Here is a 26415-nt window from a genome sequence, read left to right as displayed (position 1 = left end):
ACCTGTTTGCAACGATCCTGAGAATTGTCATTAACTTGCTGCAACTCAATTCTTCTTCTCCTGCCGCTGATCGTAATAGCTCAGGGCAGCGCTTAGGTCTGCGTCGTCTTTCAGGTTCAGTTTTTTGTTCTTCACTTCTTTTTTCAAAGCCGGTGAATCAAAAAAGCTGACGATCTTTTTGGTGTTGCGGTTGATGTCGTGGAGCGTTCCGTCCTTCCAGACGTAGTTATTGGTAACGGGAACGAATTTCTCCTGATCCGCCGATACGCCATAATTTGCGCCCTGCGAGCGCAGGTCCGCTTCGAAGTGTTCGAGGAAAAGGTAGTCTTTTCCTTCGTGCAGGACCATATAATACGTCACATCGTCCGGTTTCAGCCGGTTGACAAAAGTATAGGTTTTGCCCTTATAATTCAGTTCTACCTTATTGTAGAGGGCGGCATTCAGTTCGATATAGGCATCGCCTTCCACGATCTCAAACGTACCGGTCGTACCGTTATAGTTGATCTTGGCGTGGCGGAGCGATTCACCTTTTAGCGGATAGAGAACGGCCGTACCCCAATCCTCCAGCAGGTAGGGAGTGCCGTCAATTTTATCGTAGCGGTCCTGCATCAGGACCTGATTATTCTGGTTATAAAAGTTGTTCTGTGCAGATACCGAAATAGTGATGAGCGCCAGAAAGAAGCTAAGAATACTTGACCTAATCATGCTTAATGATTTTTTTGGTTAATATTTGATCCCCTACATCCATGACCAGGAAATAAATTCCCGAAGTGTAGGAGGATAGATCGATTTTGTGTGTGGTGCCCGGCCCCAGGTCCGCACTGAAGACACTCTGGCCGTAAGCGTTGTAAATATTTAGGTAAAACTGCCGGAAGGGTGCATTACGGGCTTTTAGGTATAGCTCCTGCCGGGTTGGGATCGGGTAGATATCGAGCAGGTCCTCGCCTTCCCGGTCCAGATTGCGAACGGCCGTTCCCAATAGATCGAGCACTTCGGACCTTTTATTGCACAGACCCTGATAGGTGACCACCCAGTAGATCGCCAGTTCGCCGTTGTACACGTACACGCGCGAGGTAGCTCCGGGGATCGGTTCGCCGTTCTTATACCACTGGTAGCTGTCGGCCACGTTCAGACTCGCGAGTTGGGTGGGGTTTTGAATGATACGGTTGTCCGGAATGTCGGAGGTGACCACCGTAACAGTTTCTTCGTAACTGGCTACGTTGCTTTCCGGATCGGTAATTTCCAGCTGGATGAGATAGTCGCCGGTTTGGGTAAACACGTATTCGGTAATGGCATCGGTACCGACCGGTTCGCCGTTCACGTACCACTGGTAAGCCGCGATCTCTCCTTCGCTGTTATCGGTGAACTGGGCTAAGGAACCCACACAGGTGTACTGTACATCAAAATTAGCGAACAGCAGATCTTCGCACTCCACTTCGAACCAGTTGTCGGAATTGATCACCGTACTGTTTACTCCGACGCTGACCGAGGCCGCTCCGGCCAGGTCCAGGTTTTCGATCTCCAGATCGGTATAGCAGTACTTTTCGCGCTGCCCAAGCAGGATGGTCGGTTTATTAAGCACATCTACTGAAGCCAGTCTTACCCGGTTATCCGGAGATGAATCGATCACCAGCGTTTTACTGATCTCGAGTGTGACCCCTCCCGCGAGGTTGAGTATGCTGCCGGGTAGCAGCGTCAGATTGAAGATGGTGATATTGTCGGGTTGACTGATCGTAGCATTGGCAGTCTCTAATCGATCCAGGATCATACCGTCTCCGGATAAGATTATCGAAGTACCGGATATCTCGACCTTGGTATTGATGGTGATCTCGGGAGCATCCAAACTAAGCGATACCGCCGGATCGTCTACCCGAATGACGGAGTTGAAATCATCGTTCCACGAGATGCCCGATGTGAACTGAATGAAAGAGGGATTCACCAATTCGCTATTCACCAGATTGAAGGTAGCGTCGCCGTGCACGATCAGATCGGAGAGTTTAAGCGTCGTATTACTGACGCTACAGGTTCCGGATAATACGGACAATGCGTTCAGACTTACTTCACTACTGTTGATCGTCCAGGTAGCGGCATTATCATCATCGATCACAATATTTAGATTACTGGTATTAGTTTGGTCGAGGTCGATATTGTAGGTCTGATCCGGATTTTCATTGCTGAGAATGATCGTTCCGTTGGTGATCGTAAAATTAGGCGATCCGATAATGACCGATCCGCTAACGGTGAGCGTATTGCCGCCCAGGTCAAAAGTCACTTGCTTATCGTTGAGCGATACGATGCCGGCTACTTCGAAGTCCTGATCGATCGTGACCGTATGGGTCACCTCGTCGAAGGAATTGTTATCGAAGATCAGCTTACTGTTGGCCTGCGGGGTCAGGCTGGAAGTATTACCTCCGGATGTATTGGACCACTGTTCATTATCCGACCACTGGCCGTCGTTATTTACCCAGTAGAGATTTTCCAGGCCGGGGTCCTGGGACTGATACTGCAGCACCAGCCCAAAATCCTGTTTGCCGTTGCGCAACTCCCCTTTGTGTTTGATCACCAGAAAATATTTACGGGGCTGTGGATTGTTAAACTCGATCTTTTCCACATTATCCCGGAAGTTATCGCTGCGGGAAGCTACCTTACCCGGTGCACTGGGATCCAGCGACCAGGGACGGACCACATTGCCTACTTCATCGCGGATACGCATATCGAGATCATTTACCAGCATGAGATCGGTGGGATCCAGAGAAGCGGATACCGGCGAGCCGGCGGGATCGGTCCAGGCAATAGTAGCGGTTATTTTTTTATCGGCTACGGGGTTCAGTTCCAGTACAAAAGAATCCTGGTTGAGCAGCGAAGATTCGATGATGAAATTGTTGACCTCATCCTTTTTACTGATCAGGTCTACGGCACCCGAGGCGTTTACCATACCCCAGCCGAAAGAATAATCCGGACCGGGAGAATTACCCGCTTCAAAAGCGGTCTGAATGATCAGGGCTTTCAAGGTTGCCGAACGCAGATAGGTGTTGTGGAACAGCCGGTGCGCTTCGTTGACGGCCATGACGGCTCCGGCCGCACTTGGTGAAGCCATGGAGGTACCACTGAGGTTTCCGTAGGCCTCGTCCGAGCCGGATAAAGCGCTGTAAAGACTTACCCCGGGGGCGACCAGATCCGGTTTGATCCGGCCGTCATCAGCCGGGCCCCAGCTACTGAAGCCGCTCATGACGATATCCTGGGGGCCGGTATATTCACCGGAAATTTTGCGGACCGCTCCTATCGTAAAGACATTTTTGGCCACGCCCCAGTCACTGATGCAATCAAAAGGACCATCGGCCGGTTGCACACCGTTCCCGGAATCTCCCCGATCGTTCCCCGCAGATTTGAAAATAGAATAGTATGGCGCATTGAAGGCGATATTATCCACGGTGCGGGAACGACTGCCGTAGAAGCCGAAGCGGTAGTCTTCTTCATTGCTGATGGAAGCGTCACCGAGCCAGACGCCGTTTTCCCAACCGGCACCGTAGCCATAGGAGTGGTTGGATACCAGCAGGTTATTATTGAGCGATTCGGTGATCATTTCTTCGTAGTCCTGATTCCAGTCGTAAGCGGAAGCCTGCGCCTCGTAGAGCATGCCCTGGGCGTTGGGCTTAATACCCGCAGCGATCAGGGTGCCCACCACGTGGCAGGCGTGATCATCCACTTCGGCCCCGGAGTCATTATTCAGGAGGCGTCCCTGGTAGGCCTGGTGCGTACGCCGGGCCAGACCGGCATCCCAGACCGCTACCCGTAAACCGGCACCGGTGATATTCAGTCCGAATTTACCGCCCGGCCGCAGGTCTTCCATGCCCATAGAACGGGCGGAGCCGGCGTTGTGGGTGATTAGATATTGCGGATGTCCGTCTACAACATCGTGCAGAAAATAGCGGTTATCTTCCACCTGAAAGGAACGGCTTTCGGTAAGATGGCTTTGCAAATAGCGCTGGACGCGGGTTTCCCGCTCCTGGCTTTCTTCCTGCAACTCCTGGCGTAAACTGCGGAGTGCCGCTTCATTTTTTGGGTAATAATAAGATTGGGAGCGGACACTTAGGGCAAACAACAGCAGCATGCCGCAAGTGAGCATTTTTTTTATTGACATACTAATCCTTTATCAACTTTAATTACGAAGAACGAAGTTCCCGATAATCCATTGGTATCACCAAGTAAAATTATTCTTTCGTCAGGGAAAATACCAAAAGAATTTTTATTAGTAGTTATTGCGCAGACGGGGTAATATTCCCGAAAAAACTGAAAAGCCGTATCAGGTTTCCCCGATACGGCTTTTCAAGATCAAATATCAATGTTGGTTGACGGTTGACGGTTGACGGTCGACGGTTGATGGTCGACGGTTGATGGCCAACTTTTACCCTCAATCCTTAATTACATTGGCGTCAGAGTAACGGTAGCCATATCGTCATAGCCGTTAACCCAGGTGTAAGTGATCACACCCGTATCCGGATTAACCGTACCGTTGATCACGGTATTCGTACCGAATGGTTCACCGAACTCACCGCTGATATTACCGCAGATATCGGTTACGCGTCCGGACATATCAAAGTCCGGGGTAATACCGTATACTTCGTACCAGGTAAGGTACAGACCGGCAGACCAGTCAGAGATCGTGTACACACCATCTCCTTCGTCGGTCAGTGTGAGGGTGCCGGTTTGGGTCGTTTCATCCGGGCAGCAACCGTCCGTAGACTGGCCGGTCACTGAGTAGGAGTAATCACCACCCAGATCCGAATCACAAGTGATCTGGATCATGTGTGTACCGGATTGGTAGTTCGGGTTGATCTCTACATCGGCCGTCGTCAGGTTCACCACGATGGAGAACTGCTCGCCCGGGTTGATGTTGTCATCCAGAATCGTGATCGGCAGTTCTACCGTATTGGAGTTGGCTGCGATCGTACCGGTGTTACCGTTAAGCGTGTAGTGCAGGTTTTCTACAGCAGTGCTTTCCGTAGCGTCCACTTCGAAGGTGAAGTCTACCGGATTGGACAGCTGAGCAGATCCCAGGTTCACGATGAAGCCGCTGGGTACACCAGAGCCGTCATCCACCCGCTTGTAGGTGTAGGTTTTGGAGCCGGTTACGGTAGTAGCCGCATCCAGTTCCAAAAAGGTTTTATCATAAAGGATCGATGTACCCGGTTCTTCGCAGGCTGAAAACAGGCCGGCCAACAGGACCATCGTATATAACAATTTTTTCATTTCTTGAATTTTTGAATTAATACTACCTCAGATGGATTAATAGCCTGGGTTCTGTACCAGCATTTCGTTCAGCGTCAGATCACTTTCTGACAATGGTGCCAGCAGGCGGAAATCGCTGTAGCTCAGATCCGGTACGTTAGCAGCCGGGCTTTTGGGAATACCCATACCCAGACGCTTCAGATCGTACCAGCGGTGTCCTTCCAGAGCCAGTTCTACCTGACGTTCTTTCAGGATCAGATCCGTCAGCGCAGCGCCGGTAGCGCTGGTTTCGGACAGACCGCGTGCAGTACGCAGGATATTCAGCATTTCCTGAGCCTGACCTTCGTTACCACTGCGGGCATAACCCTCAGCTGCGATCAGATACAGTTCAGAAACACGCATAAAAGGAATGTTTTCCAGGAAGTCACCTTTTTCACCTCTCCACTTGTCCAGCAGACGGGTACCGTCGGGAATACCATCTACCTGACGGAAGATCGTATCGCGGAAGTCGCCCGGCTCGCTTTGCATTACGTCTACCAGCGTCGTGCTGGCAACGAGGATGAACTGGCCACCGGAGTAGATATTATTAGACAAAGAGTTCAAGCTGTTGTTGGCACCGTCAACGGTAGACCAGTCGGTAGAACGGATCTCGATCTCGAATACTGATTCCGGGTGAGGAATAGCAGACCAGGAGTCGTAGTATCCGGCTTTGGTCTCTACCAGAGAAGCCGGAGTTTTAGTCAGGGCCATTTCTGCTTGTGCAGCAGCATCTGCCCAGCGTCCCCAGTACAGGTATACACGAGCCAGCAGGCCGTGAGCGGCAGCAGCACCGGCGCGGTAAGGACCGCTCGGGTGTACGTCCGGCAACAGGCCGATCGCAGCCTGCAGGTCGGATTCGATCTGTTGGTACAGTTCCGTGTTGGTTGCACGGGCAGATACATTGAATGCATCGGATACTCCGTCGGTAGCGGTCAGACGCAGGGGCACGGTCAGATTGAAACCGTTTACTTCCTGGCCGGGCTCGTAACCGTAGACCTTAGCCAGGTCATGGTAGTGCAGCGCACGGATGAAAAGGGCTTCACCCTTGTACAGGTCGATCAGGTCAGCGTCAGCAGTAGGATCTTCGCGCAGGCGATCGATCTTGCTGATGATGATGTTGGCATCATTGATACCGATGTAACGTCCCCAACGGCCCATGTGAGCGCGTACAGCGTTCACGTACTGGGTTTCGTAACGGCCGGTACGGTTGAAGAAATCCAATTGATCGGCCATGATCGCAGGTGCTACGAAAGCATTCTGGCCGTAGCCGTTACCGAAGTTGATCAGACGGTTGTAGGCAGACAGCAAAACTGATTCAAAACCACCTACTTCGTCCAGAACTGATTCCGGAGAAAGAGAATCCGGATCGCTTACTTCCAGTCTGTCCGCACAAGATGCGAACAGCAGCACTAAAAGGCTAAGCGTTAATATATTTTTTATCTTCATTAGTTTATTATTGAAAGTGAATAGAATAGATCTATTCAACAACTTAGAAAGAAACGTTTAGACCAACGGCATACTGACGACCTACCGGGAATGCGAAAGAAGAAGAACCGGTGAAAGCCACGCGGTTACCCACTGCTTCGGGGTCGATACCGTCAAATTTAGTCCAGGTCAACAGGTTCAAACCTTGAGCGTAGATAGTTACTCCGTCCAGGCCTACTCCCTGCAGGAGAGAACGCGGGAACTGGTAAGCTACTTTCAGCTCTTTCAAACGCAGGTAAGTACCGTCAGACAGGAAGCGGGTAGAACCCGGAGACAGACCGAAATCCTGCTGCTCCACACCTTCGATTACACCACCTTGTACCGGCTTGGGTACGTTGGTGATATCACCCGGTTGTTTCCAGTAGTCAGCCTGAGAAACCAATTGGTTGTCCGAACCGGAACCAGCGCTATACAGTGCGTACAGATCGTTGTTGTAGATATTGTTACCGCCCTGGAACTGGAAGAAGCCGAATACGGTGAAACCTTTGAAGTTAAATTCACTGCGGAAACCACCGAAGTAGTCAGCGAAAGCACCGTCAAAGATCTTCACGTCAGCATTGGTCGGAGAGTAAGTAGGAACACCGTTTCTGTCATAAGCCATGATACGACCGTTAGCGGGGTTAACACCGGCAAATTCGGTCAGGTTGTAGAAAGAGATCGGCTCACCCACGATCAGTTGCGGGAAACCACCGGAGAAGATGGTGTCGCGACCGCCGTTCAGTTCTTTAACTTCGTTGTCCTGTAGAGAGAACGTTCCACCGATGGTCCAGCGGAAACCGCCGCTATTCACCAGTACGGTGTTCAGTTCGAAGTCGATACCGCGGTTTTGTACGCGGCCTACGTTTTCAGTAATAGTAGAGTTGGAGATACCGGCGTCAGCGGGGATCTGCGTGGCCAGCAACAGGTCACGGTTGTTTTTCACCCATGCGTCGATAGAACCGTAGATCCGGCTTTCCGCCAAAGCGAAGTCCAGACCAAGGTCAAGCTGTTCTGCTTCTTCCCAACCCAGCAGGTTGTTAGCCAGTTTGGAAGGTGCCAGACCGGAAGCTCCCAGGTACTGACCTCTGGGACCGAAGATGGCCAGAGCGGCGAAGTCACCGATGTCAGAGTTACCAGTTGTACCGTAAGATACACGCAGTTTCAATTCGTCTAACCAACCGGCATTAGCCAGGAAGGGCTCCGCGCCGATCCGCCATGCAGCAGAACCGGAGTAGAACAGACCCCAACGGTTGTCAGAACCGAAGCGGGAAGATCCGTCATAACGCAGTGTACCGTTGATGATATACTTGTCGTTGAAAGCATACTTAACAGAACCGAACACACCCTGACGGCGGTTGGTAGAAGAAGTACCGTTGATGGAGAACGGGTTAGCAGCAGTACCCAGGTTCAGGAAAGAAGGATCCGCGATTCCGCGACCTACTGCACCGAAAGTTTTCCAGTCTTCCTGCTTGTATTCGTAACCACCCAGAATAGTGAAGTCATTGGCATCACCCAGGGTGAAGTTGTAAGACAGCGTAGAGAAAGTGTTCCAGTTTACAGCAACCCGGTCCGTGTAAGACAACTGACCGCCGTAGCTGCTGAAAATGGGAATACTGCTCGGACGAGAGTTCAGGTCCTGCGTGTTCACGTAGTCAACACCGGCAGATACGCGACCAACCAGGTTCGGCAGGATCTCGTAGTTCACGGCCAGACTAGTGATGTTTTGCAGGGTCTTGGTCAGACGGGTTACGTTTTCAGCGTTCTGCAATTCGTTAATGCTGAAGTTGTGACCGTCGCCGTTCAGCGGGTACGGGTTGTAGTTACCGTCTTCATCAACTGCCGGAGAGATCGGCTGTGACCAGAAAGAAGGAGCAAACGGACAGTTTACGAAGAAACCACCGTCACAAGGACCACCTTCGTTCTCTACGTAAGCAATAGACGTACGCAGGTTGATGGAGAATTTGTCAGACAGGTCGGCGTTCAGGTTGAAACGACCGGTCAGACGTTCCCATTCGTTGGTGATGATCTGACCTTCCTGCATGTTGTAAGAGAAAGCGGTGTAGTAGTCCGCTTTTTCGCCACCGCCGGCAGCAGAGAAATCCAGTGTTCTCAGCGTAGCGTCACGCCACAGTGCTTCCTGCCAGTCGTAGTAAGGCAGGTTGGGATCCGTAGGATCACCGTACAACTCGATCGCACGCTCTTCGCTCAGACCGGCATTCAGGTAAGCAGCCCGACGAATGTCAGCGTACTGCTGGCTGTTCATCATGTCATACAGGTTCATCGGCTGTACCATACCTTCCTGGTAAGAAAGGTTGAAGCGGGCGTCACCTTTACGGCTACCGCTCTTGGTGGTTACTACGATGATACCGTTGGCACCCTGAGCACCGTAGAGAGAAGCAGAAGCTGCGTCTTTCAGGATCTCGATAGATTCGATATCGTTCGGGTTGATCGCGTTCAGTGGGTTGGAAGAACCCTGCGTACCCTGACCGGTAGTACCCATTTGTACACCGTCAATGATGATCAGAGGCGCAGAACCGGCAGAGATAGATCCCGTACCGCGTACACGAATAGTTACCGCACCACCGGGAGCACCACTATTGGAGTTGATCTGTACTCCGGATACTTTACCCTGGATAGCCCGGTCAAAGGATTGCACAGGCAAACCTTCAATCTCTTCAGCCTTCACACTGGTGATTGAGGAGGTTACATCCCGCCGCAATTCGGTCGAGTAACCCGTTACCACAACTTCGTTCAGTAATTGAGAAGATTCAGCCAGGATGATTGAAATGGTAGATTGGTTACCGATTGTAACTTCTTGTGTCGCAAAGCCGGTGTAAGAAACCTCTAAGACATTTGATCCATCCGGAACATTTAGGGTAAAGCTACCGTCGATGTCCGAAACCGTTCCGATCGTAGTACCCTTGACCAGCACCGAGGCCCCGATCAACGCGTCACCACTTTCGTCGGTGATAGTACCCGATACGGTCCGCTGAGCAAAAGCAGCACTAACCAGCAAGGTACTCACTAAGAGTAACAAGAGTTTTTTCATACTAATAAGTGTTAAAGTGAGAGAAAATATAAAGCCATCAGGCCCTATTTCTTTATTCCATTACCTTTAGAAAATTTCGATGTCTAGTTTTTGAATTACGCTGTAAGGCTCTTAAAATGTTGATGCTGTAGTCAGTTTATGATTAGTAAGATCTGGGTATGATGGAGGTTTTGCCCCATTTGTGAAAACGCAATAGATCACGTTTACATAGCAGAATGGATTTTAGTTTAGATTGTTCAATTTATTAGGAGACAAAATTATAAAAAATTTAAAATTTCAAAGGAAAAAGGGGATTCTGGCGTCGATATTTGGGAATTTGTCAATAAGATGACAGATTATTTGAGAGACGCCAAAAAAGCCAGATTTTGAAAACTCCAAATTAGAACGGGCGGCTATTCGGCTTTGGCTAATATTGTTTTGGCTTTTTCGAATTCTGCGGGATTATTCACATTGGTCAATAAATGCTCATTCGGAATGTTAACGGTATGCACCGGAGTGTTGATCAGCACCTTTCTGGGGCAGGAATAACCCTGGGAGAGAAACTGGAGCAGCACCGGGTAGGCGCGGGGTTCCCAGAGGGTAAGCAAGGGGTCCGGAAAGTTGGTCGCCGGGTTGTGAAAAGCAGTCGCTACTGCCGACACACCGCGCTGATCGAGGAGGTACTGCAGCCCACTTTCATCGACAAAAGGCAGATCGCAGGCTACGACCAGCCAGGCGGCATTGGGATCTTCCCGAAAAGCGGAAAGGATGGCACCGTAGGGTCCCAGGCCGAGGAAGCTGTCCACCACCGTGCGGTGATCCGAGGGCATGTCCTCTACCTGATCAGCCCGACAGGAGAGATACGCCTGGATACCCAGTTGGGTCTCCATCAGTTGGTAGAGGTATTCCCGTTGCGGTCGGCCGTGGTAGTTCAGTTGTCCCTTATCCCTGCCCATGCGCTGACTTTTACCTCCGGCGAGTACAAGACCCTTCACCGGCGGCAGTTGCCGCTGGAACTGGTCCCGGATGAATTGACCGATTGCCGCCACTTCATCCGCCTGCCAGACGGGGAGTGCCTGCCAGTCGGGCAGATGGGTTTTGAGAAAATCCGGGATCTCGGTTGCCGCATCCAGTTTGATGAAACCGACTACTCCGGTGAGGCGGTCCAGTTTGCGTTCCAGTGATTCGAATTTTCGGGGATCAACAAATACGATCTGCTGTTCGGCGCGGAAGTGGTTCCCGTTCACCAGCACCAGATCCTGTCCGTTGAACCACTGCCGGTACTGGAAGCTATCCGCTTCCACCCGCAGGTCCAGGCGCTGGAAGCTGATCTTATCCGTGTAGGTTAACTGGCTGTGCGGCAGTATGCCGGCTTCCGCTTCATCGCCACTGCCGTGATCGGCATCTACATAGGCTACTTTCAGCTCCCGGCCCAGTTGATCGATAAGCTGCCGGCTCAGCTGCTGGATGACCCCGCAGGGCGTGCCCAGAAAGGCGACCTCCCGGCGGGCAAAAGTGCCTAGTTGCGGGCGTTCCAGTTTAGCGTGCTTGGTATGTTTGGTATTTTTATTCATTGCAGTAGATCGATCAGTGGTTAAGAGGCGGTATATATAGTTCGGTAGGCCGGCAAAGCGGAGGGACTGCTGATCACTTACGTTTCCAGATGACTTCCGGTACTTCCAGTTCTTTTGCGGTCCAGCGGGCCAGGAGAAACAGATAGTCGGACAGTCGATTGAGGTACTTGATCACGATGGCTGGTACACTTTCCATGGCAGCCAGCGCAACGACCAGCCTTTCGGCCCGTCGGCAAACGCAGCGGGTAATATGACACTGTGAAACCTGCGGATGACCTCCCGGCAGAATGAAATTTTTTAGTTCGGGGAGTTGGGCATCCATCTCATCCATGGCCGTTTCCAGCGCCTCGACATCGCTTTCTTCCAGTTCGGGTACCGGTAGCTGCTTATCGGGATCACTGGCCAGAATGGAGCCGATCGAAAACAATTTAGACTGAATGGTATGCAGGATTTCCCGGGTCGCTTCGTCCTGCTGCTGATCCCGGACCAGGCCCAGATGGGAGTTGAGTTCATCGACCGTGCCGTAGGCGTCGATCCGCAAATGGCTTTTGGAGAGCCGGCGGCCCCCGAATAGTCCTGTTTCCCCTAAATCTCCGGTTTTCGTGTAGATCTTAAAAGCCATCTTCTTTCCCTTTGTTTGCCATAGGGAACAAAAAATGGGGGCCGACGGTTTTTGTCGGCCCCCATTTTTTAGTACCGGATCGGGCTGTGGTAGAGTAGGAGAGGGAAAACTACCGGACCCGTTCTTCTATTTATTATGGTAGCGGTGCGACGGATCGTAGGCGCTCACCACATTTTCGTTGCGTTCGTCCACTTCTACCAGACCGTCCCGCAGGCGGATGATGCGGTGGGCGTGTTCGGCGATATCCGGTTCGTGCGTTACCAGGATCACCGTATTTCCCTGTTTATGGATCTCTTCAAAGATCCCCATGATCTCCACGGAGGTCTTGGTATCCAGGTTACCCGTAGGCTCATCGGCCAGGATAATGGACGGCCGGTTGACAAGTGCCCTGGCAATAGCTACGCGCTGGCGCTGACCACCGGAAAGTTCGTTTGGTTTGTGATCCACGCGGTCTCCGAGACCAACGGAATCGAGCACTTCCTGGGCCCGTTCGTTGCGCTGGGAGCGGCTCATGCCGGCGTACACCAGCGGAAGCGCTACATTTTCCAGTGCGGAAAGGCGGGGCAGCAGGTTAAAAGTCTGAAATACAAAACCAATTTCCTTGTTGCGGACCTCGGCCAGATCGCTATCCGTCATGGTACTTACATTGGTGCCGTTCAGCCAGTATTCTCCACTGGAAGGGGAGTCCAGACAGCCCAACAGGTTCATCAAGGTGGATTTTCCCGAACCGGAGGGACCCATCAGCGCCACGTATTCGTTACGCGCGATATCGAGGGTTACCCCCTGCAGGGCTTTTACCTGGGTAGTACCCATAATGTAGATCTTCATGAGATCTTTGACGGAGATTACGCTATCCATTGGTATATGTTGATGTGTTAATGTGCTAATGTGTTGACGTTTGAACGTGTTAACGTTTGCACGGCCTGTTCCCTGACTTATGCATCGTTCCGGTCCAGATCGATCACCTTCGGTACTTTAAAGAAGGTGCCGTCTTCGTCCGGTGCATTTTTGAGGGCTTTTTCCCGGGGTAACTGATTTCTCACTTCATCTTCCCGCCACACATTGCCTTCTTCATTTATATAGACGAGCGGTTGGACGTTTGTGGTGTCCAGTTCGTTCAGTTTTTCTACCATATCCAGGATTTTATTCAAATCTCCCTGAATATGAGCTCTTTCTTCGCCGGAAAGTTCCAGGCGGGCCAGATGTTCAAGCCTCGAAATTAGTTTTTCATCTATCTGCATAGCAAAAAATTAGACGACTACCGAGATTTTATCGGTTAAAAGGTAATTGTTTCAAATTCTTTAGCCAAAGAAAATCAAATGTAGGGAAAAATATTATTTTCGTGCCGATCGGGAAGTTTGAGCAGTTCGGGTACTGGTATCCGGATTGCACAGGGTGGAGGTTAAGATCCGGGAAGCGGAGGCCATTCCTGAATGCTGAAAAGCTACCTCTTTCTCCGGCAACCTCTACTATCAAGAAAATTATTTATGAAGGAGCAATCTCTACCTGCGGGAATTAAACATATCGCAATCGCCGGCAATATCGGAGCCGGGAAGACTACACTGTGTGAGCAACTGGCCAAGAACTTCGGCTGGGATGTCCACTACGAAACTACTGCCAACAATCCATACCTCAGCGACTTTTACATGGATATGCAGCGCTGGGCGTTCAACCTGCAGATCTTTTTCCTCAATTCCCGCTACCAGCAGGTGCTGAAGATCCTCAACGGAGATATTACCGTGGTCCAGGACCGGACCATTTACGAGGATGCCTACATCTTTGCGCCCAACCTGCACGACATGGGCCTGATGTCCGGCCGGGATTTCCAGAACTACTTTGATCTTTTCAAAACGATGTCTTCCCAGATCCAGCCGCCGGATCTGCTGATCTATCTGCGGGCCAGTATTCCCACTCTGGTGGCGCACATCCAATCCCGTGGCCGGGACTACGAAGGCAATATGAGCCTCGATTACCTCAAGCGGCTGAACCAGCGCTATGAAGACTGGATCGGCAACTACCAGGAAGGACGGCTGCTGGTCATCAGCGTGGATAATCTGGATTTCAAGAATAATCCCGAGGATCTCGGGCAGGTGATCGATATGGTACGGGCGGAGTTACACGGACTTTTTTGATGATGTGATTGTCTGATGATGTAATGATCTGATTATCAAATCATCAGATCATTGAATGATCAAATGATCAAATCGCTTCTACCGTAAAGGAGGCGTAGGCCTGTACCAGTTTGCGGGCAATACTGCGGCTGTCGTAGTGCTGGCCGACAAAATCGAGCGCTCTTTCTCCCATTCTTTTCAGCTCACCGTTGCTCTGGTAGCAATACTGTATACTCTGAATGAAATCTTCGGCAGTATTGGCGATCAATACCTCGGCGCGGTCCCGGGCGTGGATGCCTTCCAGGCCGATAGAGGTGGAGATCACGGTTTTGCCCAGCGCCATGCCTTCCAGGATCTTGGCGCGCATGCCGCTTCCCGAACGCAGGGGCACCAGCATCAGACTGTGTTTATTGATAAAGTGTTTTGCACTGGGTACTTCGCCGTGGATCACTACATTCTTACGCTTCAGGGAGAGGATCCATTCCGGCGTATTGCGCCCGGCAATGTGGAGGGTAAGCTCGGGGAAATGACTGTGCACATTCTCCCAGACCTTATCCAGGAACCACATCAGTCCTTCCTGATTGGGCATCCAGTCCAACGAACCGATGAAGGAGATCGACAGGTGCTTTTTGTAAGATGAAAAATTGGGCCGGTAATCATCGGGGTTGATGCCGATGGGTACGCTGAGCCCGAGATTGCGGAAGCCCAGGTTACGGAATTTGGCCAGATCACGCTCAGTGATCGCCACCAGTACATCGTAATTGTTCAGTTGCTGGATCTCGTAGGCCTGGAGTTTACGCGTCAGATATTGCAGGTACCACTTTTTGGGCAGGAAGCGCGTATTCCGGCTGATCCGGTCCCAAATCTCGTGTTCTACATTGTGGGCCCGCATGGCAATCGGTGCTTTGCTGAGCTTTTTGATCACCGGTATGTAAGGCGCCAGATAGGGCGTTTCCAACTGGATCAGATCGTACTCATTTTCGCGGAGTACCTGGTAGAGTTTCTGGGTAAAAGCCGGCGATACAAAACGGGCAATGTGGTAGGATTCTTCGGAAAAAAGGTTCTTAAAAGCATCCCAGATCCGGATCCGGTTGTCTACCTCTACGGTGATGACCTCCCGGTAGTGGGCAAGCGCATCCGGCAGGACCTTACTGTCGTAAAAGTGCTTGCTGGTATTCATGGCCAGCAGGCTGATCTCACAACCTTCCTCTTTTAGTGCGCGACTCAGATTATTTACCGCGATGGATTCACCGTCTCTTAACGGATATGGGAACTTTTTACAGAGCTGAAGAATCTTCATGCAATTTGGTTTGTGATGACGAACCCATTGCCTGTAAGCTGAGACAATGGCACACGCGGGCACTAGTCAAGTAGATGTAACGCTGTTCCCCGACTGTTTATTAGCGGGAATTGATCGATAGATCATTACTCACTCTACGAGAGCCCATAAATCAGAATACACCAAAACCGGAAGCAGAAGTAAAGTATTGATGGGCAAAAATAACTTTTTTGCTCAATTAATGGAGGAATTTTTGTCACAAGTGCGGCTACATGACTAATTCGTCTTCCGCGGACCAGGCCGGGGCGACGATGCACCAGAACTCCAGGGTTTCGTTGCCGTCATTCCGAACGTGCTGCCGGGCACCTTCCGGAATGTGGATGACATCCCCGGGCTTTACTTGTGTAGTTTCCTCATTTACAAATACTTGGGCGCTTCCCCGAACAAAGACATATACTTCACTGCTAGTCCGCAAAATATGTGCCTCCGAAGATTGGCCGGGAGCTAAAGTAGCGTAGGCCAGACTGTAAGGTAGGTTAATTGTTTCGTTTTTGGGATGTAAAACTTCCCGGATCAGGGTTTGGTCTCCGGCCACAAAAGCCGGAGTATCTTGTACGGATTTTTTTAACATACTGTGAAATTTACAACTTTCTGTTGCCGGTTATCGAGACAACCGGCAACAGAAAATTGTGTGTCGGACGAGCCTTAATTGCCTTCCCAAACATTGTTAGAAAGATCGACATCGGCCATGCGGCCGCTGGGATCGATCTCGATCTTGCTGATCTTATCGATGCTCACGGGAAGTTCAAAGCTGTATTCAGGGTGGGTCCACGGCCAGTCCACCAGGTTGGAGTATTTGGCGTCAGCCATTTCCGCGGGTTTGTTGCCCCGCATCATTCTCAGCGCGATATTGAAATATTCTTCCGTTCCGTCCGCATAGGTGACCCGGACATCCAAAGGCATCGGCATCACGCCGACCTTTTGCAGTTCCACTTTGGTTTTCTGTCCTTCTTCACTGACGGATTTTACGCCGTAATCGATGGTGTGGGTCGTATTCACGAAATACTCCTTGAACCAGTCCAGTTCCAGACCGGAGTTTTTCTCCATGATCCGGATGAAGTCATTGGCGTTCGGGTGTTTGAATTTCCAGGTGTTGAAGTAATCTAGCATGGCTTTGCGGAAGGTCTCGTCGCCCAGGATGTAATTCATCTGCACCAGGAATACGGCACCTTTGGTGTAAGCCGCCCGGCCGTAGGCCGTATTGGTCACGAAATGATCGGAATGCGTGCTCAGTGGTTCCTCCAGTCCCGTTTGCGTGAATTGGGCAAAACCCCGGACGGTACCTACGTGTGGATTCTCCCGGCTGTTGCCCGGCAGCAGGCCCTGTTCGCGCAGGTGGTTCGTCACTTCACTACTGGCAAAAGAGGTGAAACCTTCGTCCATCCAGGCGTACAGACTCTCGTTGGTACCCAGCATCATCTGATACCAGCTGTGCATCAGTTCGTGCACGGAAACACCCACCAGACTGTTCAGCCCGCGCTCACCGGTGATCAGAGTAGCCATTGGATATTCCATACCGCCGTCACCGCCCTGAATAAAGGAATACTGGCGGTAAGCGTACTGACCGTAGCGTTTGTTGATGAAGTCGAACGCATTGGTCATAATATTGGGCAACTGGCTCCAGGCATCGGCGTTGTTGTCCGTTTTGATGTAGAAGAAATGGAGCGTCAGACCGTCGGGCCGTTCCAGCGTTTCGTGGGTGTAGTCCGGATCCGCGGCCCAAACGAAGTCGTGTACGTTGGGCGCGATGAACTGCCAGCTTACTTTTTTGCCTTTGTGTTTTACATCAGTTCCGCCGGCGTATCCAAAACCGATCTTCTCCGGTTCCTGCAGATAGCCAGTAGCGGCTACCACGTATTCTTTATCGATGTGAATGGTGACGTCGAAATCTCCCCAGATACCGTGGAATTCGCGACCGATGTAAGGATTGGCGTGCCAGCCCTGGTAGTCGTATTCACACATTTTAGGATACCACTGCGCCATGGAATAATCAACTCCTTCGGCATTGTTGCGGCCGGAGCGACGGATCTGCTCCGGTACCTGTGATTCGAACTCCATTACAAAAACGGACGAACTGTTCGGTTCGATCGGGTGGTCGAGTTCTACCTCCAGAATGGTACCCACCACTTCGTATTTAACCGGCTTACCGTCCTGGGTAAGGGATAGAATGTGGTGATATCCGATCTCCTTCGGCCCCAGTTTGGAGATTCGGCTGCCCACCCGGGAATCGGGGTCGGCGATGGTACGCGACCGCATATCCATCATACTGTTCGGCTGGAAGGCGTTGAAATAGAGGTGATAAAACACCCGATCGAGCTGGTCGGGAGAGTTGTTGGTATACTCGAGCGTCTGTTTGCCGGTAAACTGGTGGGTCTTGACGTCAAAGTCAATATCCATTTCGTATTTGGCGGCCTGTTGCCAGCGATCCGGCTGGGCGGAAACCAGTCCGGTGAACAATAGAAATCCAGCAAACAGGAGGCTGAGTTTTTTCGTGTTGTTTGTCATACTTAGTCTTTTTTAATCAGTCGCCGTGAGGGATTTAGCCGTAAGCCCGGGTCAAAATTGACGTGCGACTTAGAGGCTGTTGCTCAACGGCTTTTCTTATGCGCCAAAGAAAGTGTATTTTCTTGCCAGCACAAAATTGCCGGCTGATTAATGGCGGTTTTGTCATTGATAACCCTTCTTTTGTCATTTCGGTTTAACGGAAAATTGGTCGTGACCATTAATTAACTTAATTTTGACACCAGGAAAAAATTGAAAAATGACGAAGCAGACCAAATTTAGAACTATAGTATTACTGTTGATGATCCTCATGGCTGCGCTGAGCCGTTTGCTGCCGCACCCGGATAATGTGACTCCGGTGGGCGCCATGGCGCTGTTCGGAGGCGCGTATTTTTCCAGAAAATATCTGGCTTTTCTGGTACCGCTGGTCGCCATGTGGCTGAGTGATCTGGTGTTGAACAACGTGATCTACGCCCGTCTTTATCCGGATTACTACGACGGATTTACCTGGATGGGTAATCTTTGGGTATACGCCTCCTTTATTCTGATCGGTCTGATCGGGATGAGATTCCTGCAAAAGGTCAATATTACGCGGGTAGTCGGAGCCAGCCTGGGGGCATCCGTGCTGTTCTTCCTGGTGACGAACTTCGGCGCCTGGATGGTAGACCCGATGTATCCGAAAACCACGACCGGCCTGTTGGCGGCCTTCGGTGCGGGTATTCCGTTCTTCCGCAATACGATGCTGGGGGATCTGGTTTACTGCGGCGTACTGTTCGCCGGCTTCGAATGGGCCAAGTCCCAATGGCGCGTTTTGCAGCTCCAACGGGCCATTTAATGTAGTATTTACATAGTCGGACCAAAGTCCGTTTATTTTTAACAATAAGAACATATTAGCCGGAGAAATTAAACAAAGGTTAATATGTTCTTTTTTTATATGCGCCAACGGTTGAAGAATTTTAGGACATCTTTTTAACTCCTAAAATTCCATAACACTATGGCGAAATTCTATCCAGGTATTTGCCTGTTGCTCAGCCTGTTTTCCTTCCAGATGGCGTGGGCTCAGGATCTAGAGGTCAACTACCTTTCCACCTATTCCACCGGTATTTTTGACGAAGGGGCGGCCGAGATCGTTGCTTACGATCCCGGAACCCAACGACTGTTCTTCACCAATGCCGATGCCGGTACGATCGATGTACTGGACATCTCCAACCCCTCCATTCCTACCCTGATCCAACAGATCGATATATCTGCTTACGGAGATGGGGTAAACTCCGTAGCCGTAAATAACGGTCTGGTGGCCGCAGCTGTAGAGAACGAAGTTGCTACGGCGGCAGGCTCTGTTGTATTTTTTGATGCAGCCGGCAATTTCCTGAACCAGGTAACTGCCGGTGTATTGCCCGACATGGTAACGTTCTCTCCCGACGGCACCAAGGTACTGGTAGCCAACGAGGGCGAACCCGACGATGATTACCAGATCGACCCGGAAGGATCGGTCACCATCATTGATCTGAGCGCCGGTGTTGAGGCGGCCAGTGCAACTCAGATTACTTTTGAAGCTTTTAACGACCAGCGCGTGTATCTGCTGAACAAAGGTATTCGCCTTTTCGGTCCCAACGCCACCGTAGCTCAGGACCTGGAGCCCGAATACATTGCCGTAAGCGCAGATAACACCATCGCTTACGTTTCTCTGCAGGAGAACAATGGATTGGCCGTGATCGACATTGCCCGTGCCAGTGTACTGGATATACTACCGCTGGGTTACAAAGATCACCTGCGCGGAGAGCCGGTACTGGAAGAGTACCTGTTCAATGAGCTTTCCTGGTGGCCGACCCTGGGTACGCCCCTGTACGACAATCCGGCAGTTGAGCTGGGTGGATTTTCCGGACTCTGGTTCGATCCGTACACCTCTACCGATGATCAGTTGTCTTTCTTTGTGATCCCGGATCGGGGTCCCAACGAAGCTACGGTCAGCCGGGCTGCGGCCGGTACCAGCCAGAACCTGCGTCCGTTCAAGTTGCCGGACTACCAGGCACGCGTGGAAAAACTGATCTTGTTCAAGAGTACCGGGAATATCTATATCGATGCCAACCCGGTCTATCTGACCCGCAAAGATGGCGTGACCCCGATCTCCGGCCGCGGTAACATCCCCGGCTTCGATGAAGTACCGGTGACGCCTACCTCCGATGAGGTCTATACCAGTACCGATTATGTCGTAGACGGTCGTTCCTTTCACGCTTTGGAATACGATGCTTTCGGCGGCGACTTTGAAGGCATTCTCCGGACCCCGGATCGTCATTTCTGGATGTGTGATGAGTACCGTCCGGCTATTTATCACTTCGATGAAAGTGGGGTACTGGTAGAACGCTACGTGCCCGAAGGTACTTCTCTGCTGGGAGACGAAGCGCAGCCCGAAGGATACTACGGTGCAGAAACGCTGCCCGCAGTGTACAGCAAGCGTCGACCCAACCGGGGATTTGAAGCAATAGCTTATGACTCGGACGAAAATATCATCTACACTTTTATTCAGTCTCCGATCGAGAACCCCGATAACCGGGTCCGGAATAATTCCGACGTGATCCGCATTCTGGGCATCGACCCGGCGGATGGCACACCGGTACGGGAATACGTTTATCTGCTGGAAAGAAACCGCGAATCCGGAATAGGCATTTCCCGGGTCGACAAGATCGGTGATGCGGTTTACGCCGGCAACGGTAAATTCCTGGTACTGGAAAGAGATTCCAGTACGCCGGATGACGGGGATACCGGTAAAAAGTACGTATTCGAATTCACCACCAAAGGCGCAACCAATATCCTGGGAACGGCGCTGTCTTTGAAAGATGCCTTTTCCGGAGAGAACGACAAAACCCTGGAAATGATGACGGGCGACGAACTGGCGGCTGCCGGTATCCAGCCGGTCGCTAAAACCAAGGTACTGAACCTGCCTTCCATCGGCTATCTGCCCAGCGACAAGCCGGAAGGTCTGGCCATCCTGCCGAATGGTGATCTGGCGGTGATGAACGATAATGATTTCGGTCTGGCCGGAGCCGGCGTATCCGACAACAGCTCACTGGGAATCATCAGCTTTCAGCAGAATTACGGTTTTGACGCCAGCGATCGCGACGATGAGATCGAGATCGTTCCCAGACCTACGCTGGGCATGTACATGCCGGACGCCATCGCTTCTTTTTCCATTGATGGTAAGACCTATATCGCTACGGCTAACGAGGGAGATTCCCGGGACTACGACGGTTATTCCGAAGAACTGCGGGTGGATGACCTGGTGCTGGATCCGGACAGCTACCCCAATGCCGCTGATCTCCAGGAAAGTGAAAATCTGGGACGTCTGAAAACGACCGCCGCTAACGGTGATGTGGACGGGGACGGCGATGTGGATCAGATCTATTCCTACGGCGCTCGTTCTTTTTCCATTCTCGATGAGAACGGTAACCTCATTTTCGACAGCGGTGATGAATTCGAACGCATTACGGCTGAATTACTGCCGGACTATTTCAACAGCCAGGGCGACGACGATCGGAAAAATCGCAGTGACGATAAAGGACCCGAACCCGAGTCAGTGACCGTAAAGGAAATTGACGGCGTATACTACGCGATCATCGGCCTGGAAAGGATCGGCGGTTTCATGGTGTACAATGTAACGGACCCGCATAAGGCCGAGTATGTGACTTATTTCTACAATCGGGATTTCAGCCTGGCCCCGGAAGACGATACGACGGGCGATGTGGCTCCGGAAGACCTGATCGTGATCGATGCGGCGGATAGCCCAACCGGGCAAACGCTGCTGGTATCCGCAGCGGAAGTAAGCGGTACCATCTCCATCTTTACGCTGGGGGAATCTTCTTCCGTGCGGCCCATCGAAGATGGGATCGACGTAGCTGCTCCGGCGGTAGCCTCAATTGACCCGGTAATTTATCCCAATCCGGTAGCGGACTACTTCAATCTGGATTTCGCGATTGAAAAAGAAACGCCCGTGACCATCAGCGTATTTGATCAGACGGGGCGCCGGGTACTGGTTCGAGACTACGGACAGGTTCAGTCCGGCCAGCACAGCCTGCGCTTTAATGCCCACAACTGGCCGGCGGGCAGCTACATCCTGCAGGTACGCACCGCCCGCGGACAGCATACGCAGCAATTACTAAAAGTTAACTGATCCTGGGTTAGATAAAGATCCTTACTTTTGCGGTATGGATCAGGATAAAAAGCGATCGACTCCTTCCCGTCAACCACTGCAGGAAGGAGTCGATTTTTATATAGAGAACGGCTTGTACGTTTTTACGGAAAAATTTCTCCGGGACCGGGGATATTGTTGCCGCAGTGGCTGCCGGCATTGCCCTTACGGATTCCGGCGACCGGCCGCCGAAGAGGAATAAACGGCAGCGCTTCTACATTTTAAGGACAGAAAGCGGGTACTGCTGATCACTCCATCTGATCCAATTCATTGATCTGAGGGTGGGGTGGAATCGGATAGTCTGTTTTTAATTGTGATTTTTTATATTTGTTCCATTCCTACTCTCCAGTCTGTATTTTCTTTTTTCAATACGCGTTATTATCGGAAATCGCCTACCCTTACCCCCCGGGAACGATCTGGATATGGTATCGAATTGTATCCTTAAAACTGTAAAATGCTTCATCCTCTGCCGGCTACATTTTTAAAGATCCTCCTGCTGGTGACAACCATTGGTGCATTGCCGGGTGTTGCCCAGGAGCGCTACGATGTTGAGCACTGGGGGATCGACAAAGGCCTGGCCAACCGGGAGGTTCATTTTGCCGCCCGGGACCCAAAGGGATTGCTTTGGGTGGTCAGCTCGAATTTGCAGTTGTACGATGGCCATAAGTTTACGCTTTTTTCCCGTTCGGACCCGGAACATTACCTGCCGTTAGTGGATATTCATGGTGCCCTGCAGTATTCAGATTCCATTCTGCTACTGGTGAACGCCCAGGAACTTTATGCTTTCAATACCAATACCTACCAATCGGAACCCTGGGACTGGCCGGAAGGAATGAATGGTGAGGGCACGCTGAATGGGCTACTCTTACAGGAAGGACATCAACCTGATTTTGCGATCGTGCAGAAGGATCGCAACGGACAATCCCTGCACTTGATCAGTAAGGACTGGCGGCGACTTCTGAGCGTTAACCTGCCCGAATTAACTCAGATCAAAAATTCCCGCCTGGGAATCGGCCCTTCCGCAACCCTCTGGCTGAGTGATCCCCTGCATAACCGCATCCTGAAATTTACGGAAGCAGAAAGGGACACGATCCCGTTCGATTACCGCGGTTTTGACCGGTGGGTGGACAGTTATCTGATCTACCATCCGACTTACGGTTTGCTGGTCCTGATGGCCAACGGCCTGGTGCACCGCTACGATGAGGACGCGGGCAGTTGGGAACTGCTGATGGATAGTCCGCGGGAAAGGGAAGCGATTCACGGTGTCAACCTGGAGCATTCCGGCAAACTGCGGGTCACCGGTTCGCAGCAGTTATTCCTGATCGATCTGGAGAAAAAGGAAACGACCACGATCGACCAGGCGCTACTCTCCGGTACCCCGCGCATCGATATCAATTATACGTTTGAGGACCGCGAAAAAAATACCTGGTATTGCACCCACAATGGCCTCTATAAGGTGAACGAAAATACCAATCCGTTTCAGACGGCCTTGCAAAATGAAGCGCCGGGGAATAACCGGCAGTTCCGGGAAATATTTCCCCTTCCGGATGGCCGATCGATTGGTGCCCGTTTTTTTGAAAGGGTCACGGACATCCATTTGGGCGTGATCGAGCGGGACGGGCGCACGCTGAATAGTCCGGAGCCATTATCAGCGGTAAAACCCGGGGGGCGCTACGTGCCGGTGGAAGACTGGATATGGACCATTGACCGGGGTACGGACAAATTGGTGGGCAGAAACCTGATCACGGGCCGGACGCGCGTGACGCACTTAACCAAAGCGGCCAACAATAGCTACTTCAACCAATTTTGTATTCAGGATCAGCAACTACACTATGTAGATGAACAGAACGATATCTCTGTTTTTGACCTGGTGGATAGCAGCTTTCACACCGTACACCTCGCGCAAAAAGAGCTGTTTCGCCGTTCGGGAGACCGTTTTTTGGTGTTGGATCACGGGCGTTATATTCAGGGGTGGAACAAGGCCGGGCTCACCGTGCATGATGCCCGTAGTGGGGAACTGCTGCACCATATTTCTACCCGGACCTACCCGCAGCTATCCAGCGATTTTATGAATTGCCTGCTCATGAACGGTCCGGATAGCCTTTGGGTCGGCACGTTGGGGGGAGGTCTGCTGTTTATCGACCTGAAACGAGATAAAGTACGGTCGTATACGACTGCGGAAGGGCTGAGCAACAATCAGGTCGCCTCCCTGATCGAGGATGATCTCGGCAATCTCTGGATCGGTACCTATTACGGGCTGAATCGGCTAGATCGGGAAACCGGTGAGCTCTCCAACTACTTTGAAAAGGACGGTTTGCCGAACAACGAGTTCAACTACCTGTCCACTTACAAAGATGAAGCGGGTATTTTGTATCTGGGTACCCTCAATGGGTTTATGAAATTTGATCCGGCGAGATTGCTGGTGCAGGATACCTTGCCCCCGGTATTGCTGACTTCCATTCAACGCTACAACCGACAGCAGGACCGTTTGATCGTACAGGACCGGCTGCTGGATCAGACCAGGCAGGTAGTGCTTTCTCCCTACGATAACTACCTGGAGTTTGCGTTCGCAGTACCCAGTTTTGTGCAGACCGGAGACTATAGTTACTCCGTTAAACTGGAAGGGCTTGATAAAGACTGGCAGGATCTCGGCAAAAACCATACCATCCGTTACCGGAAACTTCCGGCGGGGAAATTTACTTTTCTGGTGAAAGCCCGCGATGCCAACGGCGTGGAAAGCCCCGTCAGCAGGGCGTTGGAGGTCCGGGTGAACGATTTCTTTTACAATTACTGGTGGTTCAAATTACTGGCTATTCTTACCCTGGCGACGGTTTTTACGGCATTCTACAAATACCGGATCCGACTGCTGCAAAAAGAGGCCGACACCCGGATCCGGATCGCCCAGGATCTGCACGATGAGATCGGTAGCTCCATGACGCGGATGTCCATGCTGATGCAGCTGCTGGAAGCGAAAATATCTACCGAGCAAAAACCATTGCTGTTCAAACTGGAAGCGCTGATGGATCAGTCCATTACCCAGCTTCGTGACTTAGTCTGGGCGGTGGACAGATCCAGTGACCGCTGGAAAGATGTACTGACCCGCATGGAACACTATGCTTACGATACCCTGCGGCCCCGGGAGATCCTGTTTGACCTGGAGGCAACTGCCATCGATCCGGACAAATTGCTCCGGCCCAACGAGAAGCGCAACATCTACCTTATTTTCAAAGAGGCGATCAACAACATTGCCAAACATTCCGACGCCATGCGGGTAAGGGCCCGTCTGGAAAATAAAGGCAACTACTTTACGATGTCCATTGTGGACGATGGTCATCCGCCAGAAGTCGTCAAGAAAGGGCACGGCCTGGATAACCTGCGTCGACGGGCGGAACGCCTGGGCGGGACTTTAACCCACGGTTTCGGAGATCCGGGCGGATTTAAAGTTACATTACGGGTGCCGGGAAAATTGTGAGCTGCTTTAAAGGGAAGACAGTCGCTCACCCAAACGTGCTATGTAAAATATGCAGATCTTCCCGTTTATTTGTAAGATGAAAGACTGGATTCAAGTAGGGATCATTGAGGACGACCCGCACATTCGGGAGATGGTGGCCGATTACCTCAATCAGCAACCCCGGATCAAATGTTCGGTTCTGGGCGATTCCGTCGAACACTTTTTCGAGATCATTACGCCCCAAACGACCCTGCACGTACTGATCCAGGACATCGGTCTGCCGGGAAAGAGCGGACTGGAGGCCATCAGTCTGGTCAAACAGCGTTTTCCCGAGGTGGATATCCTGATGTTCTCCATCTACGACGATGCCGACCGGGTTTTTAAGGCCTTTTGCGCGGGGGCTTCGGGCTACTTGCTCAAAAATACCCGCCTGGATGAGATCCAAAAAGCGGTGGTGAATATCTACGAAGGTCAGGCCGCCATGTCGCCCTCTATTGCCAAAATGGTGATCGATTATTTTCGTCCCACTCCGACGAATGCCCCGCTCACGGAGAAAGAGAATATGGTCGTCCAGCTCCTCACCGACGGCCTCTCCTACAAGATGGTGGCCGACCGTATGCAGATCTCCATGAATACCGTCCGCAGTCATATCCGGAATGTCTACAAAAAGCTGCACATCCACTCTAAAGCCGAACTAATTAGCAAAAAACTCAAAGGCGAGATCTAATGGGGTGGGGGACCGCCCTCACCCAAAGATGCTATACCGCCGGAGTGTTATAGCCCTTACTTTTGCTGCGGCTGATTTTACCAGCCAAATTTAGATACAACCATTACAATACACACAATCTTCAGGCGAATGCGTATAGCTTC

The 26415-nt window shown here is 51.4% G+C and carries 18 protein-coding genes; 6 read left to right on the top strand and 12 right to left on the bottom strand.

The window, feature by feature from the left end:
- Nucleotides 1-45 precede the first annotated feature (45 nt).
- The 9 genes from CRP01_RS24960 to gatC form a co-directional block, all read right to left on the bottom strand.
- Nucleotides 46-705 carry a hypothetical protein gene (locus CRP01_RS24960; protein ID WP_099152838.1) on the bottom strand — a complete coding sequence of 220 codons (660 nt, stop codon included), beginning with the start codon at nucleotides 703-705 and terminating at the stop codon, nucleotides 46-48.
- Nucleotides 698-4141, bottom strand: coding sequence for a S8 family serine peptidase (locus tag CRP01_RS24955; protein WP_099152837.1), 3444 nt, complete (start codon nucleotides 4139-4141; stop codon nucleotides 698-700). The genes CRP01_RS24960 and CRP01_RS24955 overlap by 8 nt, the downstream gene beginning before the upstream one ends.
- A 281-nt stretch (nucleotides 4142-4422) precedes the next feature.
- The gene (locus CRP01_RS24950; protein WP_099152836.1) at nucleotides 4423-5250 is read right to left on the bottom strand and encodes a hypothetical protein; all 828 of its coding nucleotides are present in this window, start codon (nucleotides 5248-5250) and stop codon (nucleotides 4423-4425) included.
- A gap of 36 nt (nucleotides 5251-5286) precedes the next feature.
- Entirely contained in the window at nucleotides 5287-6714 is a 1428-nt protein-coding gene (locus tag CRP01_RS24945; protein WP_099152835.1) for a RagB/SusD family nutrient uptake outer membrane protein, read from the bottom strand.
- Between the two features lie 43 nt (nucleotides 6715-6757).
- Nucleotides 6758-9781 carry a SusC/RagA family TonB-linked outer membrane protein gene (locus CRP01_RS24940; protein ID WP_099152834.1) on the bottom strand — a complete coding sequence of 1008 codons (3024 nt, stop codon included), beginning with the start codon at nucleotides 9779-9781 and terminating at the stop codon, nucleotides 6758-6760.
- A gap of 392 nt (nucleotides 9782-10173) precedes the next feature.
- Nucleotides 10174-11334, bottom strand: coding sequence for an NTP transferase domain-containing protein (locus CRP01_RS24935; protein WP_099152833.1), 1161 nt, complete (start codon nucleotides 11332-11334; stop codon nucleotides 10174-10176).
- 73 nt (nucleotides 11335-11407) lie between these two features.
- Nucleotides 11408-11956 carry a cob(I)yrinic acid a,c-diamide adenosyltransferase gene (locus CRP01_RS24930; RefSeq protein WP_099152832.1) on the bottom strand — a complete coding sequence of 183 codons (549 nt, stop codon included), beginning with the start codon at nucleotides 11954-11956 and terminating at the stop codon, nucleotides 11408-11410.
- Nucleotides 11957-12082: 126 nt separating this feature from the next.
- The gene (locus CRP01_RS24925) at nucleotides 12083-12814 is read right to left on the bottom strand and encodes an ABC transporter ATP-binding protein (protein ID WP_099152831.1); all 732 of its coding nucleotides are present in this window, start codon (nucleotides 12812-12814) and stop codon (nucleotides 12083-12085) included.
- 77 nt (nucleotides 12815-12891) lie between these two features.
- Nucleotides 12892-13197 carry an Asp-tRNA(Asn)/Glu-tRNA(Gln) amidotransferase subunit GatC gene (gatC, locus tag CRP01_RS24920; protein ID WP_099152830.1) on the bottom strand — a complete coding sequence of 102 codons (306 nt, stop codon included), beginning with the start codon at nucleotides 13195-13197 and terminating at the stop codon, nucleotides 12892-12894.
- A 246-nt stretch (nucleotides 13198-13443) separates the two neighbouring features.
- Here gatC and CRP01_RS24915 point away from each other — a divergent pair, with 246 nt between their 5' ends.
- Nucleotides 13444-14088 carry a deoxynucleoside kinase gene (locus CRP01_RS24915; RefSeq protein WP_099152829.1) on the top strand — a complete coding sequence of 215 codons (645 nt, stop codon included), beginning with the start codon at nucleotides 13444-13446 and terminating at the stop codon, nucleotides 14086-14088.
- Between the two features lie 67 nt (nucleotides 14089-14155).
- On the opposite strand, the gene CRP01_RS24910 is transcribed toward CRP01_RS24915, so the two are convergent.
- The 3 genes from CRP01_RS24910 to CRP01_RS24900 form a co-directional block, all read right to left on the bottom strand.
- Nucleotides 14156-15367, bottom strand: coding sequence for a glycosyltransferase family 4 protein (locus CRP01_RS24910; RefSeq protein ID WP_099152828.1), 1212 nt, complete (start codon nucleotides 15365-15367; stop codon nucleotides 14156-14158).
- A 247-nt stretch (nucleotides 15368-15614) separates the two neighbouring features.
- The gene (locus CRP01_RS24905; protein WP_099152827.1) at nucleotides 15615-15977 is read right to left on the bottom strand and encodes a cupin domain-containing protein; all 363 of its coding nucleotides are present in this window, start codon (nucleotides 15975-15977) and stop codon (nucleotides 15615-15617) included.
- 74 nt (nucleotides 15978-16051) lie between these two features.
- Nucleotides 16052-17911 (bottom strand): M1 family metallopeptidase, encoded by a 1860-nt coding sequence (locus CRP01_RS24900; RefSeq protein ID WP_099152826.1) that lies wholly within the window; start codon nucleotides 17909-17911, stop codon nucleotides 16052-16054.
- A gap of 256 nt (nucleotides 17912-18167) precedes the next feature.
- On the opposite strand from CRP01_RS24900, the gene CRP01_RS24895 reads away from it, so the two are divergent.
- From CRP01_RS24895 to CRP01_RS24875, 5 genes are all read left to right on the top strand, one after another.
- The gene (locus CRP01_RS24895; protein WP_099152825.1) at nucleotides 18168-18743 is read left to right on the top strand and encodes a DUF6580 family putative transport protein; all 576 of its coding nucleotides are present in this window, start codon (nucleotides 18168-18170) and stop codon (nucleotides 18741-18743) included.
- 159 nt (nucleotides 18744-18902) lie between these two features.
- Nucleotides 18903-22076, top strand: a complete 3174-nt coding sequence (locus CRP01_RS24890) for a choice-of-anchor I domain-containing protein (protein WP_099152824.1) — start codon at nucleotides 18903-18905, stop codon at nucleotides 22074-22076.
- Between the two features lie 34 nt (nucleotides 22077-22110).
- Nucleotides 22111-22296: a DUF5522 domain-containing protein gene (locus CRP01_RS24885; RefSeq protein ID WP_099152823.1), complete on the top strand. Its 186-nt coding sequence runs from the start codon at nucleotides 22111-22113 to the stop codon at nucleotides 22294-22296.
- Nucleotides 22297-22548: 252 nt separating this feature from the next.
- Entirely contained in the window at nucleotides 22549-25566 is a 3018-nt protein-coding gene (locus CRP01_RS24880) for a sensor histidine kinase (RefSeq protein WP_099152822.1), read from the top strand.
- 76 nt (nucleotides 25567-25642) lie between these two features.
- Nucleotides 25643-26272 (top strand): response regulator, encoded by a 630-nt coding sequence (locus CRP01_RS24875; protein ID WP_170110530.1) that lies wholly within the window; start codon nucleotides 25643-25645, stop codon nucleotides 26270-26272.
- The last annotated feature ends 143 nt before the right edge of the window (nucleotides 26273-26415 follow it).

This window comes from Flavilitoribacter nigricans DSM 23189 = NBRC 102662, from assembly GCF_002646595.1.
Taxonomy (GTDB): domain Bacteria; phylum Bacteroidota; class Bacteroidia; order Chitinophagales; family Saprospiraceae; genus Flavilitoribacter; species Flavilitoribacter nigricans.
This window is presented reverse-complemented; position numbering and strand designations above follow the sequence as displayed.